This is a genomic window from Salinicoccus hispanicus, from assembly GCF_009831115.1.
Lineage (GTDB): Bacteria > Bacillota > Bacilli > Staphylococcales > Salinicoccaceae > Salinicoccus > Salinicoccus hispanicus.
This window is the reverse complement of the sequence record NZ_WUUK01000001.1, coordinates 780,449-795,022: the sequence shown is the minus strand read 5'-3', so window position 1 is coordinate 795,022 and position 14,574 is coordinate 780,449. Positions and strand designations below refer to the sequence as shown.

At 46.5% G+C, this 14,574-nt stretch carries 16 protein-coding genes; 12 read left to right on the top strand and 4 right to left on the bottom strand.

The features are described 5' to 3' along the window. The first annotated feature begins 63 nt into the window (after window positions 1-63). Genes GQ671_RS04005 through GQ671_RS03995 form a run of 3 tightly spaced genes read left to right on the top strand, consistent with a single transcriptional unit; the run spans window position 64 to window position 3,157 of the window. Complete coding sequence (locus GQ671_RS04005) at window positions 64-1,182, top strand: cysteine desulfurase family protein (RefSeq protein WP_246153172.1); 1,119 nt, start codon at window positions 64-66, stop codon at window positions 1,180-1,182. Continuing rightward, complete coding sequence (thiI, locus tag GQ671_RS04000) at window positions 1,179-2,378, top strand: tRNA uracil 4-sulfurtransferase ThiI (RefSeq protein WP_160653011.1); 1,200 nt, start codon at window positions 1,179-1,181, stop codon at window positions 2,376-2,378. Before GQ671_RS04005 ends, thiI begins: the two co-directional genes overlap by 4 nt. A 5-nt stretch (window positions 2,379-2,383) precedes the next feature. Then, on the top strand, window positions 2,384-3,157 hold the full coding sequence (locus GQ671_RS03995) for a TSUP family transporter (protein ID WP_160653008.1): 774 nt from the start codon (window positions 2,384-2,386) through the stop codon (window positions 3,155-3,157). Between the two features lie 56 nt (window positions 3,158-3,213). Here GQ671_RS03995 and GQ671_RS03990 read toward each other — a convergent pair whose 3' ends face one another. Then, the gene (locus tag GQ671_RS03990) at window positions 3,214-4,023 is read right to left on the bottom strand and encodes an NAD kinase (protein WP_322789453.1); all 810 of its coding nucleotides are present in this window, start codon (window positions 4,021-4,023) and stop codon (window positions 3,214-3,216) included. 74 nt (window positions 4,024-4,097) lie between these two features. Here GQ671_RS03990 and sppA point away from each other — a divergent pair, with 74 nt between their 5' ends. The 7 genes from sppA (at window position 4,098) to GQ671_RS03955 (ending at window position 10,086) form a co-directional block, all read left to right on the top strand. Continuing rightward, the gene (sppA, locus tag GQ671_RS03985) at window positions 4,098-5,096 is read left to right on the top strand and encodes a signal peptide peptidase SppA (protein ID WP_160653003.1); all 999 of its coding nucleotides are present in this window, start codon (window positions 4,098-4,100) and stop codon (window positions 5,094-5,096) included. Window positions 5,097-5,107: 11 nt separating this feature from the next. Then, complete coding sequence (locus tag GQ671_RS03980; protein ID WP_160653000.1) at window positions 5,108-5,650, top strand: RDD family protein; 543 nt, start codon at window positions 5,108-5,110, stop codon at window positions 5,648-5,650. A 23-nt stretch (window positions 5,651-5,673) separates the two neighbouring features. Beyond that, complete coding sequence (tpx, locus tag GQ671_RS03975) at window positions 5,674-6,171, top strand: thiol peroxidase (protein WP_160652997.1); 498 nt, start codon at window positions 5,674-5,676, stop codon at window positions 6,169-6,171. A gap of 68 nt (window positions 6,172-6,239) precedes the next feature. Continuing rightward, window positions 6,240-7,136: a class I SAM-dependent methyltransferase gene (locus GQ671_RS03970; protein WP_160652994.1), complete on the top strand. Its 897-nt coding sequence runs from the start codon at window positions 6,240-6,242 to the stop codon at window positions 7,134-7,136. A 17-nt stretch (window positions 7,137-7,153) separates the two neighbouring features. Beyond that, entirely contained in the window at window positions 7,154-8,344 is a 1,191-nt protein-coding gene (locus GQ671_RS03965) for an acetate kinase (RefSeq protein WP_160652991.1), read from the top strand. 557 nt (window positions 8,345-8,901) lie between these two features. Beyond that, window positions 8,902-9,150, top strand: a complete 249-nt coding sequence (locus GQ671_RS03960) for a hypothetical protein (RefSeq protein ID WP_160652988.1) — start codon at window positions 8,902-8,904, stop codon at window positions 9,148-9,150. Between the two features lie 39 nt (window positions 9,151-9,189). After that, on the top strand, window positions 9,190-10,086 hold the full coding sequence (locus tag GQ671_RS03955; RefSeq protein WP_160652985.1) for an exonuclease domain-containing protein: 897 nt from the start codon (window positions 9,190-9,192) through the stop codon (window positions 10,084-10,086). 51 nt (window positions 10,087-10,137) lie between these two features. Here GQ671_RS03955 and GQ671_RS03950 read toward each other — a convergent pair whose 3' ends face one another. Next, window positions 10,138-10,635: a universal stress protein gene (locus tag GQ671_RS03950; RefSeq protein ID WP_160652981.1), complete on the bottom strand. Its 498-nt coding sequence runs from the start codon at window positions 10,633-10,635 to the stop codon at window positions 10,138-10,140. A gap of 155 nt (window positions 10,636-10,790) precedes the next feature. Here GQ671_RS03950 and ald point away from each other — a divergent pair, with 155 nt between their 5' ends. Then, a complete protein-coding gene (gene ald / locus GQ671_RS03945; RefSeq protein WP_160652978.1) occupies window positions 10,791-11,903 on the top strand; it encodes an alanine dehydrogenase in 1,113 nt (370 codons plus the stop codon). Between the two features lie 48 nt (window positions 11,904-11,951). On the opposite strand, the gene GQ671_RS03940 is transcribed toward ald, so the two are convergent. Together GQ671_RS03940 and GQ671_RS03935 are read right to left on the bottom strand one after the other, a co-directional pair. Then, complete coding sequence (locus tag GQ671_RS03940) at window positions 11,952-13,082, bottom strand: alcohol dehydrogenase catalytic domain-containing protein (protein WP_160652975.1); 1,131 nt, start codon at window positions 13,080-13,082, stop codon at window positions 11,952-11,954. Between the two features lie 68 nt (window positions 13,083-13,150). Continuing rightward, window positions 13,151-13,729: a hypothetical protein gene (locus tag GQ671_RS03935; RefSeq protein ID WP_160652972.1), complete on the bottom strand. Its 579-nt coding sequence runs from the start codon at window positions 13,727-13,729 to the stop codon at window positions 13,151-13,153. 99 nt (window positions 13,730-13,828) lie between these two features. Between GQ671_RS03935 and GQ671_RS03930 the strand changes: the two genes are divergently transcribed. Next, window positions 13,829-14,515 (top strand): metal-dependent hydrolase, encoded by a 687-nt coding sequence (locus GQ671_RS03930; RefSeq protein ID WP_160652969.1) that lies wholly within the window; start codon window positions 13,829-13,831, stop codon window positions 14,513-14,515. The last annotated feature ends 59 nt before the right edge of the window (window positions 14,516-14,574 follow it).

Below are 14,574 nucleotides of genomic sequence, written 5' to 3'. Positions count from 1 at the left end.
TACAGGTGGCTTGGGATATTCATCCCGAGTCCCTTTTATGTGAGGAGAGATATTTTGATATACATGGACAATGCAGCAACAACGCGTCCTTATGGCGAAGTGATGGAAACATTCATGAACGTCAATGAAGCATACTACTTCAATACCGCAAGCATCCACCAGTCCGGCCGGAAAGCGGCACAGCTTCTGGAAGCTTCAAGAAAACAGATTGCAGAGCTGCTCGGGGTTCCGGATTATCATTGTATTTTTACGTCCGGCGCTACAGAAAGCAACAACCTGGCGATCCAGAGTGTCCTCAGGCGAAAGCAGCCATACGGCGGGACAGTGCTTGTCAGTGAACTTGAGCATCCGAGTGTCCTCAATGTACTGGAAGCAATGAAAGAGGACGATTTTCGAGTCAATTACATCAAAACGTTTGCTGACGGCACAGTGGATACGGATCATCTGAAGGAAATGCTGAATGACGATGTCATATTCATCACTGTCATGGCAGTCAATAACATTACCGGCAGCATCCAGCCCATTGCTGAAATTACGGAAATACTGAAGCAGTATCCGAAAGTGCATTTTCATACTGACGCGACGCAGGCCATCGGCAAGATCAATATGGACTATGCAGGCGTCGACTCCTTGAGTCTCAGCAGCCATAAGTTTCATGGCATGAAAGGGACGGGTGCACTGATAGCTAAGGAGCCAAGGACACTGTCACCCATCATCCATGGCGGTGGTCATGAAAATAATTTGAGGAGTGGCACTGTCAATCTGCCGGGTGCAGTAGCGATGGCACGGGCATTGCGCATGGCGACTGAGCAGCAGGATGTTTCCATCGAAAGGGTTTCGGACTATAATCATAAGGTCAGAAGTGCGCTCGGCAACTTGCGGAGTGTTCATATTCAGCCTTCCGGCGTACCCCATATACTGAACGTGTCGTTCAGAGGCGCCAAAGGGGAAGTTGTCGTCAACGCACTCGGCAATCGTGGCATCATGGTATCAACAACAAGCGCCTGTGCCTCGAAACTGAAAAAATTGAACGAAACACTACTCGCCATGGGCAACGCGCGTGCCATCATAGAAGGCAGCATAAGAATATCCTTCAGCAGTCTGACGCAGGAGGAAGAAGTAGATGAAATGATCACCGCACTTCTTGCGGTGCATAAGGAAATAGGAGAGGTTTTAAAATGATGTATGACCACATTCTGGTGAGATATGGAGAGATTACGCTCAAGACTAAAAATAGAAAGATGTTCATACGGGCATTGAGGGAGAACATGAAACGTGCACTGTCGGATTTCAATGTTCAGATTCACACGCAGTGGGACCGTGCCTATGTTACTCTGCAGGATGAAGACCATGGAGCCGTCATGTCTGCTTTGGAAAATATCAACGGTATACTGAGTATTTCGCCGATAGCGAAGATCGAGCGGACTGAAGCGGCGATGAAGGATACAGCAGTTGACTTTGCGAACACTTTCGGCACGAAAGACACGTTCAAGATCGAAGTGAGACGGGCGGATAAGACCTACGCCTTGAATACATTCGATATCCAGCAGATGCTTGGCGGATATGTGCTGGAAAATGTCCCGCATCTCGGTGTAGACGTCAAACGTCCCGACCATCAGATCATGGTCGAGGTAAGGGCGGAGGCGATCTACATGTATCATGAAGTCGTCCAGTGCATCGGAGGCTTGCCGATCGGGACAGGCGGGAAGGCGCTCCTGATGATTTCAGGCGGTATCGATTCACCTGTTGCAGGCCTCGAAGTGATGAAGAAGGGTGTAGAACTTGAAGCCGTCCATTTCCACTCTCCGCCATATACAAGTCCTCAGGCGACAGAGAAGGTCAAGCAGCTCGTTGATATACTGTCACGGCGGACAGGAACCGACATCACTCTCCATATCGTGCCATTCACCGAACTGCAGACGAAGGTTCATGATTGGATACCGGATAACATGTCGATGACGACAACACGCAGGCTCATGCTGATCATTGCAGAGCGTCTCGCAGAGAAGATCAATGCTAAGGCAATCGTCAATGGTGAGAATCTCGGTCAGGTCGCATCGCAGACTCTGACGAGTATGCATGCCATCAATGCTGTAACAAATTTCCCTGTGCTCCGTCCGCTACTGACGCTTGAGAAAAATGAAATTGTCGAAATGGCGCGCAACTACGGCACTTATGACACTTCTGTACTGCCTTACGAAGACTGCTGTACAATCTTCAAACCGAAAGCGCCGAAGACAAGACCGGAAGTCAGGAAGGTGGAGAAGTTCGAATCCAAAGTGGATTTTGAACCGATGATCGAAAAGGCACTATCAAACATCGAATGCTATTCTGCTCTCGAAGCGGAAAAAAATGATGCATTCGGTTCACTGCTGTAGATATCATGCCGGACATAGAACTTTCGACGCTGGTGCTGGTCATCGCATTCGGTTTTCTTGCGGCCTTCATCGATTCCGTAGTCGGTGGTGGGGGACTGGTCTCCATTCCTGCACTGCTTGCAACAGGCATGTCGCCAGCGACTGCACTCGGTACAAATAAACTCGCATCATCGTTCGGCTCCCTGACCAGCTCTTTGAAATTTCTGCGTGCGCGTCATGTGGATTTCCGCCTGGTCATGAAGCTGTTTCCGCTCAGCTTTCTGCTGTCGGTCGGCGGTGCCCTTCTGGCAGTGAAAATGCCCGGAGAAATACTGAAACCGCTTGTACTGGTCATGCTTATATTCGTACTCATCTATACACTTGTGAAAAAGGATTGGGGCGGAATAGAAAAAAAGATGGTATTCACACCGAGGAAGATTGTCATTCTTATTCTTTTTGTTCTGCTCATCGGTTTCTATGATGGTTTCATGGGTGGAGGAACTGGGTCATTCCTGATGTTCCTGATGCTGTTTACAGGCTTTGACTTTCTCAGATCCGCCGGCAACGCGAAAGTGCTGAACTTTGCCAGCAACATCGGTGGTCTGCTTCTTTTCATCATCATGGGAGAAGTCAGTTACACGTATGGATTTGTCATGGCGGGGAGTATGATTCTCGGTTCGTATGCAGGTGCCCATATGGCAATCTCCAAAGGGGTCGGCTATGTCAAGGCGCTGTTCATCATTGTGACCTCGATACTCATCATGAAAAATATATACGATTTTTTCCTGGCGGGCATATAAAAAAGGCAAACCCCATTTCAAAACGGGTTTGCCTTCAATCTTAAACTTCCTCTGTTCTAGAGGAAGTTTCTTTGTGCTTTATGCCAGAATGTATTGTTTCTGAGTTTTAACGTCTTGATCAGCTTGTCACTCATTCCGAGTTCCACTTTTTCAGTGTTTCTCATGCTCATCGCTTCATTATCGAGCGACATGACCGGATAGTAGTCGACGTTCTTGTCGATGAGCAGTGTCAGGGGACGCTCCTTGCTGAGAAGGAAACTTGTGCCGAGTGTACGGTGGGTATTATTGTTGACACTTGCCATCTCCGTCACCTGGATGGCATGTACAAGCGGATCGACGACCGCACCGCCGAGTGATTTATTATAGCCGGTGGAACCCGTCGGAGTGGATACCAGTATGCCATCTCCATTGAACTGTTCGAAGAGGAAATCGCTGATGTATACATCCATCTTTATGGTTCTGACGATGCTTGAACGCAATGTGAATTCGTTCAGGCAGTAGCTGGGTTCATTATCATTCACCCTCACTTCAAGTGCCGGGTAGTTTCTGACATCGATGTCATCTTTCTGGAATGACTCTTCTAGACTCTGGAGGTCCTGATAGTGGAAGTCGACGTAGAAGTACTTGCCGCTGTCGATGGCAATGCCAAGATAGACGCAATCGTCTCTGAAATTACTGCGTCTGACCGCCTGTAGAAAAGCGCCGTCTCCGCCGATGGAGGCGATGATATCGGCTTCCTGATCGGATTGCACTGTGCTGATGCCAAGTCTTTGGAACAGCTTTGAAAGGTCTTCCCGTATGGTCTCTGTCTCTTCTCCATGTGGTGCAAAGAAGTAGATGGTTTTATAATTGATCAATCCGTTCACTCCTATTCCCTGTAGATGATAAGTCTATGGTATCATAAAATTGGTATACAATATAAGCAGAAAGGGATGTTGATGTGAAGAGAATCATTGCAGTTGTAGTTGCATTGTCCCTGCTTGTCTTTGGCGTTGTCGCGTCAGTCTTCAATACGATGTGGGCAAGTGATTGGGAAAACCTGTTCAATGAATATGCCAACCCGGAATTTCCACCTTCCTTTGTTGTGGAAGCCGGAGATGCCAGCAGCAGGATCGCCATGCTGAACATAGAAGGGACGATTATGGATTCAGGCGAATCTGGCATGTTTGCCCCGCAAGGATACAATCACAGACTGACAATCGAAGCTTTGAAGGAAATCATTTCCGACGATAGCATAAAAGGAATACTTTTGAATGTGGATTCTCCAGGAGGCGGCGTCTATGAGAGTGCAGAAGTACATAAATATCTCATGGAAGCCAAGGAAGCCGGCAAGACCATCTACAGTTCCATGGGCGGCATGGCTGCGTCCGGCGGATATTATGTGTCGGCACCTGCCGATCAGATTTTTGCTTCCGAAGAAACTTTGACCGGCTCCATCGGGGTGATCATGCAGAGCATCAACTACAGCCAGCTTGCTGAAGATTTTGGTGTCGAATTCGAGACCTATACAAGCGGTGATATGAAAGAGATGCTCAGTGGCACTAAAGATCCAACTGAGGAAGAAACACAGTATGTCCAGGGCATGGTCGACAGCATGTATCAGGACTTTGTCACTGTCGTATCCGAAGGTCGGGACATGGATGAAGATGAGGTCAGAGATCTTGCAGACGGACGAATCTACCTCGGCGGTGATGCAGTCGACAATGGTCTCGTCGATCAGATCGGATATGTCGAAGATGCACTTTCGAACATGAAGGAGAATATCGGTGGCAACCCTGAAGTGATCGAATACGGTTATGACGGTGCCAATCGCGTATCCTTCAGCTATAAGGCGAAAAGTTTCATCAGTGGCCTTTTTGGTAATACCGAAATTGCACAGATTGAATCATTGCTCAGAAACAGACAGGGTGCAGCACCGATGTACCTGTATGAGCAGTAGGAGGGAACTGTATGGAACATAATGAAAGATACAGGCCGGAGATGAATGATTCACTTTCTGACAAGCTCGACTATATGGCAACTGCCCACTTCTTCACCAGAGCTGTCAGCTATATTCTCGATATCATCATCCTATGGTCGATATCGCAGATTCTGATCTATCCCATCCTTAATGTATTGAATCTTAGGGAGGCATATCTGTGGATACCGTTCTTCAGTGCTGATAATATAATGATGGCAGTAATATACTTCACCTATTTTGTCCTGATGACCCACTTCTTCCAGCAGACGCTCGGAAAGATGATTACGGGCATCAGTGTCATTTCACAGAATGGCAGCAGGCTGACGTTTGCCCAAGTGGTCTTTCGTGAGCTGGTGGGGCGTTTCATTAATAATAATCTGTTCTACCTGCCATATCTGATGATTATTTTTACGGAGAACAGAATTGGGCTTCATGATTTCTTCGCAGACACATATGTGGTCAAGAATAATTATCAAAGTTACAAAAACATGATTAAATCCCGCTATATGAGGGAAACGTATGATGGACAGTAATTATATCAGGAGGATGATTTCAAATGGCTGATGTAACATTTAAGGGAAATCCAATGACTCTAAGAGGCGAGGAACTGAAGGTCGGAGACCAGGCACCGGATTTCACTGTGCTGGATACAGGTCTTGAACCGGTCAGCCTCAGCAATTATGAAGGAAAGAAAAAATTGATCAGTGTCATACCATCCATTGACACAGGTGTATGCAGTACACAGACGAAGACTTTCAACGAAAAGGCTGTGGATGTTGATAATACGGTAGTCCTTACAATATCCAACGACCTGCCGTTCGCGCAGAAAAGGTGGTCTGCAGACGAAGGATTGCAGAACGCAATTACTTTGAGTGACCATAAGGATCTTTCTTTCGGTGAAAACTACGGCGTTGTGATGGAAGAGCTCAGACTGCTTGCACGCAGTGTATTCATTCTCGATGAGGATAACAAGGTCGTATACGTCGAGTACGTTCCGGAAGGCACAGATCATCCGAATTACGACAAAGCAATTGAAGCATTGCAATCAATGTAATATAATGTACAAGGATTCTGGACTGCCATCCATTGGCAGTCCATATTTTATGGCAATGAGGAGAATTTATGGAACAGACGAATATGGAAAGAACGTATCAGAAACTTATACAGGAAACGGACCAGCTTCTGGAGGAGAACCCGGGAGTCTCAAGACTTGAAGCGTTTGGAGAATCACTTCTCTATGTCGAAGGAGAAGGCTCTTTTGCTGAACGTAGAAAAGCGTTCCAGTTTGCTTATCTCTATCAGGTACAGAAGGAACAGGTCCAGCCGAACCACCAGCTGACACCTGATACGATCGGGTATATGGTGGCCCATCTCATCCAGCTGTTCGGCGGCAAGTCGGCAAGCATTCTTGATGCAGGCAGCGGCACCGGTCACCTGGCGATGACAGTAAAGGAACAGGCGGAAAACGCACAACTGTCGGGAATCGAAGTGGATCCTGTGCTCGCACGTCTCAATGCGAATCTTTGTGAATTTCTTGAAGTGCCGATGGACATCTATCCTCAGGATATCATCGAACCGGCACGGCTGAACCAGGTGGATGCTGCGATCGGCGATCTTCCGGTCGGCTATTATCCGATTGAAGTCGACGGGTTCACTACAGCATTCAAAAAAGGGAAGAGCTACTCGCACCTGCTGATGCTTGAAAGTGCAATGACCTATGTCAAAGACGACGGAATCGGTGTCTTTGTCGTCCCTGACAACATGCTTGAGAAGGATAATGAAACAATCAAGCAGTACTTGTCTGAAAGTGCAACGCTTCTCATGTTCCTCAACTTGCCGAAAAGCATTTTCAAGACGGAGAATCAGAGGAAATCCATCATAGTGGTGAAAAAGAACTTCTCACCGCTTAAAAATAATGAAGTACTGATCGGTGATGTGCCTGATTTCAAGAATACGTCACAATTCAAACACTTCTTGGAACAGACGGAATCATGGTATGATAATTACACTAGGAACTAAAAATTCAGGAGGAAAACATGTCTAAGATAATAGCTATAAATGCAGGCAGCTCATCTTTCAAATTCCAGCTCTTTGAAATGCCTGAGGAAAAAGAAGTCGCAAAAGGGCTTGTAGAACGTATCGGTCTGGAGAATGGCATCTTCTCCATCACCATCGATGGAGAAAAGCACAAAATTGAACAGGATTTCAAAGATCACGAAGAAGCGGTCAATATCATGCTGAAGGAACTTGTTGATTTCAATGTCATCAAGGATATCAATGATATAGAAGCAAGTGGGCACAGAGTAGTCCATGGCGGCGAAGTCTTCGATGATTCAGTTCTGATTGACGAAGAGACGATCCGTCACATCCAGGAACTCAGTGAACTGGCACCCCTTCATAACCCAGCCAACCTGATGGGCATCAATGCGTTCCGTGAACTGCTGCCAAACGTACCGCACGTTGCGGTATTCGATACCTCATTCCACCAGACAATGCCTGAGAGTTCATATCTCTACAGTCTGCCTTATAACTACTATGAAGATTATGGCATCAGAAAATACGGATTCCATGGCACAAGCCATAAATACGTTACAGAACGTGCCAGTGAACTGATGGACAGACCACTTGAAGAACTGAGAATAATCAGCTGCCACCTCGGTAATGGCGCAAGTATCGCAGCGGTCAAAGGCGGCAAGTCAGTGGATACTTCAATGGGCTTCACACCACTTGCAGGTGTAACAATGGGTACACGTTCAGGCAACATCGACCCGGCGCTCATCCCATATATCATGGAGAAGACCGGCAAATCAGCAGTCGAAGTACTGAACGTACTGAATAAGGAATCCGGACTCCTAGGTGTCAGCGGGTTCTCAAGTGATCTTCGCGATATAGAGAGTGAAGCGCAGAAAGGCAACGAAAGAGCCATTCTTGCACTGGAAGTCTTCGGCGAAAGAATCCACAAGTACATGGGCTCCTATGCCACACGCATGGGTGGACTCGATGCCATCATCTTTACTGCAGGCGTCGGCGAGAACTCCGATATCGTCCGCGAAAAAGTCGTACAGGGACTCGAATTCATGGGCGTCTACTTCGATCCGACAATGAACGACGTGCGCGGAGAAGAAAAGTTCATCAACCACCCTTACTCACCAGTCAAGATCATCATCATTCCTACAGACGAGGAAGTCATGATCGCAAGAGACGTCATGAGAGTTGCAGGGCTGTAATCACAGAATCTAAATAATAAAATGTAACCATCTTCTATCGAGTATGTTTGATAGAAGATGGTTTTTTCTAGTATTGCTTGAGCTTGCTGGTACTATTCCTGTGCAAAATATATTATATATGTAATAATTTTAATTACTCTTAAAATCACAGTGCATAAAAGGGGATGGGAATTATTAAAAGAATTACAACTTGGATTTTAATCGTCTTTTGTATAATGTATCTCGTTGCATACTTTTCCGGTTTAATTGGACCGGATTCAACCATCAGATACTTTTTTCTACCAATAGTTGTCGCGCTGAATGGAATTATAATGCTGTTTCAATATGGTGATGAAAAACAAAAAAGCAATGAAAAGAAGCGGTATAAGTATTTGGGGATAGGGTCGATTGCATTATCTTTGTTACTAATGCTATTAAGCGTCGTTGCCTTGATGTATTAAGTGCGTATTATTTGCACTCTAGAAGATGAAGGTAAAATATAATGGATTATGTAAAGCAACCATAGTATAGGTGTTCGTGGAAATGACAAAGCCAAGGGCGTTGGAAGAAGGATGTTTATGAGAAATGTATTGAGTTTAGTGACAGGTATTCTTGGTCTGATTGTTCTCATCAGTCTTTCTGCAGGATGGATTGAGACAGATGCTGCTTATTTAAAATTCTTATTCTCTTTATTGCTGGCACTAGTTGGAGTGAATATGTTATTGGCAGGTGGAAACAAGAACAATGGTGGCGTGTTGAGAAGATTCAGCTCATTCGCAGGTGTTGGAATACTTGCTGCCGCATTTTTTATGGTGATTATTTTATAAAGATCGTTTCAATTCTAAAAGATAAAGGTGAAATGTATAATGGATTATGTAGCGGTAGATTTGGAGACGGCCAATGGAAATCGCAGTTCGATCTGTTCGATTGGCCTGGTCAAGTTCAAAGATGGTGAAATCATAGATGAATACTACTCACTGGTCAATCCCGAAGTGGAGTATTTTGCACGTATGAATATCAGCATCCACGGCATCACGGAGGATGATGTCGCGGATCAGCCGAATTTTCCGGAAGTGATGAAAGAAGTGGAGGCATTCATAGAGGACTATCCGCTTGTGGCACACTTCTCGCAGTTCGACATGTATGCACTGGAAGACGCCTACAACAGATATGGGATGGAGATTCCACCGTTCCAATACTTCTGTTCCTTCAGGCTGTCGAAGCAGCTCTACAAGATGTCTTCGTACAGGTTGCCGGCAATGTGTGCCTATTTCGGCATCGATAATTCGAACCACCACAATGCATTGGCGGATGCGAGGATGAGTGGACTGATTGCGCATAATATATTCGAACAGCATGGCATGGATCTTGATGCATTCAATGAAAAGCACAACTACGATACAGGCACTCTCGGCGGCAGAGGGTTCCGCAAGAAGGGGAGCAGGCGAACGAGTGCGAAAGGGCCTGAAATTACGGTGGATAAATCGAAGTTCCAGCCGGATCATGAACTGTATGGCAAATATATATGCTTCACCGGCACGCTATCCCAGATGAAACGTGCAGATGCAGCGCAGGCGGTTGCAGATATTGGTGCGGTTTTCGAGAAGAGCATATCGAGGGATACAGATTATCTGGTAGTCGGTGGCAAAGGGGACGCACAGGCTGCCAGGAAAAGCAGCAAGGTAAAGCAGGCGCTTGAGATGATCGCACATGGACGCAACATAAGAATTATGAGTGAAGGGGAATTACTGGAACTTCTATAACATGTTCAAAAAGTCCCGGAATAGAATATTCCGGGACTTTTCTGGTAATGGCTATTTGTTTTCATTTAGGAACTCTTCTGTCGCGACGACAGGTTCGAAGTCATCCGGCAGTGTCTCGGTTCTTACGACCAGTACATCACAAGGTGCGTGGCGTACGATGGATTCTGAAACGGAACCGATGATGAAGCGTTCCACTGCATTCAGACCGGTTGCACCACAGGCGATGAGATCGGCACCTGTCTTTTTGACGGCCTTTTTCGGAATGATGGACTTCGGTGAACCGTAGTCGATGATTTTATCGACTTTCTGTACACCCCGGTCGCGGGCGAGCTCTTCATAGCCATCGAGCAGTTTCTGTGCAAAATCGTTGGCACGCTGGGAGATTGTGCGGTCATATGCTTCTACTGACGCGAAGGAACGTGTGTCGATGACATTGATGATGGAGAGCTTGGAATCATTACGTTTGGCAATATCGATTGCTTTGTGGAATGCCCATTCAGCTTCTCTGGAACCATCGACGGCGATAAGGATGTTATCATATTTGAGCATTTTAATACCCCCTCCATTGATGTAGCGCTTTCATATATATTATACCACGTTTTAGGATGCTTATAACTTTTATACAAAGACTGAATGACTATTTTGTGAACTCTGTGATATAATTGTGCCGTCCATAGTTCCAATAATGAAAGGGGTTTCAAGAAATGATTATAGGGGTACCAAGGGAAATCAAGAATAATGAAAGCCGAGTCGGGCTGACGCCAGGCGGGGTGCATGCTTTCGTTGAAGCAGGACATACTGTACTGGTGGAAAAGAATGCAGGTGCAGGGTCTTATTTTGAAGATGAAGACTACACGGGTGCAGGTGCAAGAATTGTAGATACTGCAGACGAAGTCTGGGATGTGGAAATGGTAGTGAAGGTCAAGGAACCGCTGCCGGAAGAGTTCGGTTATTTCAAAGAGAATATGATCCTGTTTACATATCTTCATCTGGCGCCTGAAAAGGAATTGACACAGGCACTTCTCGAGAATAAGGTGACTTCGATCGCCTATGAAACAATCCAGCTTCCAGATGGCTCACTGCCACTGCTTTCTCCGATGAGTGAAGTGGCAGGACGCATGGCAGCACAGGTCGGTGCCGAGTATCTGCAGAAGATCAAAGGCGGCAAAGGCATCCTGCTCAGTGGTGTACCAGGCGTATCCCGCGGAAAAGTCACCATTATCGGCGGGGGAATAGCAGGTACGAATGCAGCCAAGATGGCGATCGGCCTCGGTGCCGACGTGACGGTTCTCGACCTCAATCCGAAACGTCTGAGGGAGCTTGATGACCTGTTCGGAACGAATGTCCAGACACTCATGTCGTCACCACTCAATATTGCACGCGCAGTCAAAGACAGCGACCTTGTAATCGGTGCCGTACTCATTCCAGGCGCACGTGCGCCCCGTCTTGTCACGGAAGAAATGATCCGTTCAATGAACGCCGGTTCAGTCATTGTGGATATCGCCATCGATCAGGGTGGCATTTTTGAGACGACGGATAAGGTGACAACGCATGATGATCCAATTTACTTCAAACATGAAGTCGTGCACTATGCGGTAGCGAATATGCCGGGTGCGGTGCCACGTACATCAACAATAGCACTGACAAACGCCACAATGGCATATGGTCTCCAGATCGCCAATAAAGGCTATGTAGAGGCAGCGAGACAGAATGCCTCACTGCTCGGTGGATTCAATACAATCCAGGGGCATGTGACGTACAAGGCTGTCGCAGAAGCTCAAGATCTCGAATATCGTGAAATCAGTGAATTTCTATAAAGATGAAAAACTCCGAAGCAGGTCAACCTGCTTCGGAGTTTTTGCCTACTATGGTTTCATGACGACTTTGATGCATTCATCCTCATGGTCATTGAATATCTTGTACATTTTCTCAGCTTTTTTCAGTGGTACATTATGAGTAATGATATCAGTGGGATCGATATCTCCTTTTTCCACCATTCTGTAGAGTTCAGGCATGAAGTGGATGACCGGTGCCTGTCCCGTTTTAACGATAACGTTTCTTGAGAAGATCTGTGGCAGTGGGAATCCGTTGGCTGGCGCACCGTATACGCCTGTCAGCTGAATCGTCCCGAACTTTTTGACGCAGTCTGCGGCAGTAATAATCGGGTCGATGGTGCCTATTTGGCCGCCTAGTGTCTTGATACGATCCTTGGCCGTGATTTCACCATCCATACCGACACAGTCGATGACAACTTCCGCGCCCCCTTTTGTGGATTCATGGAGGTGCTTGCCAATATCATCGTAGGATTTATAGTTGAAGGTTTCAACATTGTTAGTGCGCTTCGCATGCTCGAGTCTTACTTCGTTATGATCGACGGCAATGACACGTGATGCACCTTTCATCCACGCAAACTTTTGTGTCATCAGACCGATAGGACCGGAACCGAGTACAATTACGGTATCTCCCTTTTTGACACCACTGTGCTCTACACTCCAATATGCTGTCGGCATTACGTCGGAAAGGAAGAGCAGACTTTCATCTTCCAGCTCACTTTCTTTAGGTACAACAAATGATGTGAAATCGGCGTATGGTACTCTTAAGTATTCAGCTTGTCCACCAGGGTAGTTGCCGAATGCTTCGGAATAGCCGAAGTAGGCGCCGGTATCAGCGTGGGGATTCGCATTATCACATTGGCTTTCCATTTCGTGCTGGCAGAAGTGGCATTCTCCACAGCTGACGTTGAAAGGAATGACGACACGGTCTCCTTTTTTAATTTTCTTGACGCCAGGTCCTACTTCTTCGACAATACCCATCGGCTCATGTCCGATGATATAGTCGTTTGAAATCGGCATGCTTTTTCTGTAAAGGTGTAAATCGGATCCGCAGATGGCTGTGGAAGTGACACGTATGATCATATCTGTGCCTTCCTGTAATTCGGGCGCTTTCATCTTTTTGACTTTGACTTTTTCTTTTCCTTGTACAGTAACAGCTTGCATTCATTGACACATCCTTTAATTGAGTGTTGAATACACTATTCCCCCGAACCTTGACGGTAAACATTGCTTCAATCGGAGATGCAGACGATATCAAAGGGAATGCTGCCAAGCAATGCATTCTTCTGCTGTTCATCGGAAACGACCGGTATGACGGCAATGCGCTTCTTGGCATGTATTTTCAGCTTGGCTAGAGGCTGCAGCATTTTGTAGTCACCGATGTCCTGCCCCCGAAGGTCGTACATGGCGCCGGAAACATCATGATCGATGAGTTCATCAAGAAGTCGGCTCTGCAGGAATGGAGGTACTCTGCTGAAGCTCGGCCCGGCTATCAGGTGGCGGGCACCGACAATTTTTGACAGTTCACTGACAAGCTGCAGGTTGATGTGATGGTATCCATCCTCGAAAATCTGGTCTGTGATGAAGCCGTCAGCATCGTCCAGCATGCGGATGGTTTCGATGATGATATTGCTGAGAAGGAATGGATCCGTCTCCTCCCAATGGTTTACTGCGACAAACTGCTCACCCTCCGGATTCAGTATCTTCTTCATGGCAGGCAGTGCAAGATTGGGCGTACTGAAGTCTTTATGCGCCAGTATTTCCGATGGATGCTTATCTGACAGTGCATGGCTGCGAATGATTGTTTTCATGTATTTCACCTCTTCAGAATTGTATCATAATAATGAATGAATCAGACCTGCTTGGGTAAAGAAGTAATATGCAATATTAAATTGGAAAGGAAGGATTTTATGAAACTGAGCTACCATGGCCATTCGATTATCCAGCTTGAAAATAATGATTCAAAAGCTATCGTCGACCCGTTCATCAATGGCAATGAACTGACGGACCTAAGTGCTGGGGAAGTCGAAGTGGATTATATTTTACTGACACACGGTCACAACGATCACGTTGGGGATACCGTCGAGATTGCAAAGAAGAACAACGCAACAGTTGTAGCACCGGTGGAACTGGCAGACTATCTGGATGGCAAAGGTGTAAAAGCGATCGGCATGAATATCGGCGGCAGTAAGACTTTTGAATTCGGCTCCATCAAATTCGTCCATGCATTCCACAGTTCAAGTTTTACAGAGGATGATGGCAGCATCCAGTATACGGGGATGCCTACAGGCATCATCATTGAAGCGGATGGGAAAAAGATCTACCATGCCGGTGATACGGGGATATTCGGTGATATGAAGCTGATTGCAGAACTGAATGGTCCGTTTGATGTCGCTTTCGTGCCGATTGGTGACCACTTCACCATGGGCGTCGAGGATGCGGTCTACGCAACGGACGAACTGATAAAACCAAGGATTGCTGTACCGGTGCACTATAATACTTTCCCGCCGATCAAACAGGATGGCGATGCATTCAAAGAAAAGCTGTCGACAGCCTGTCAGGTGCTCAAACCGGGTGAAACGGTGGATTTTGAGTAGCACATGGGAATATAATGGTATCAAGGGGAACACCCGGGAGCGGTGTTCCTTATTTTTAT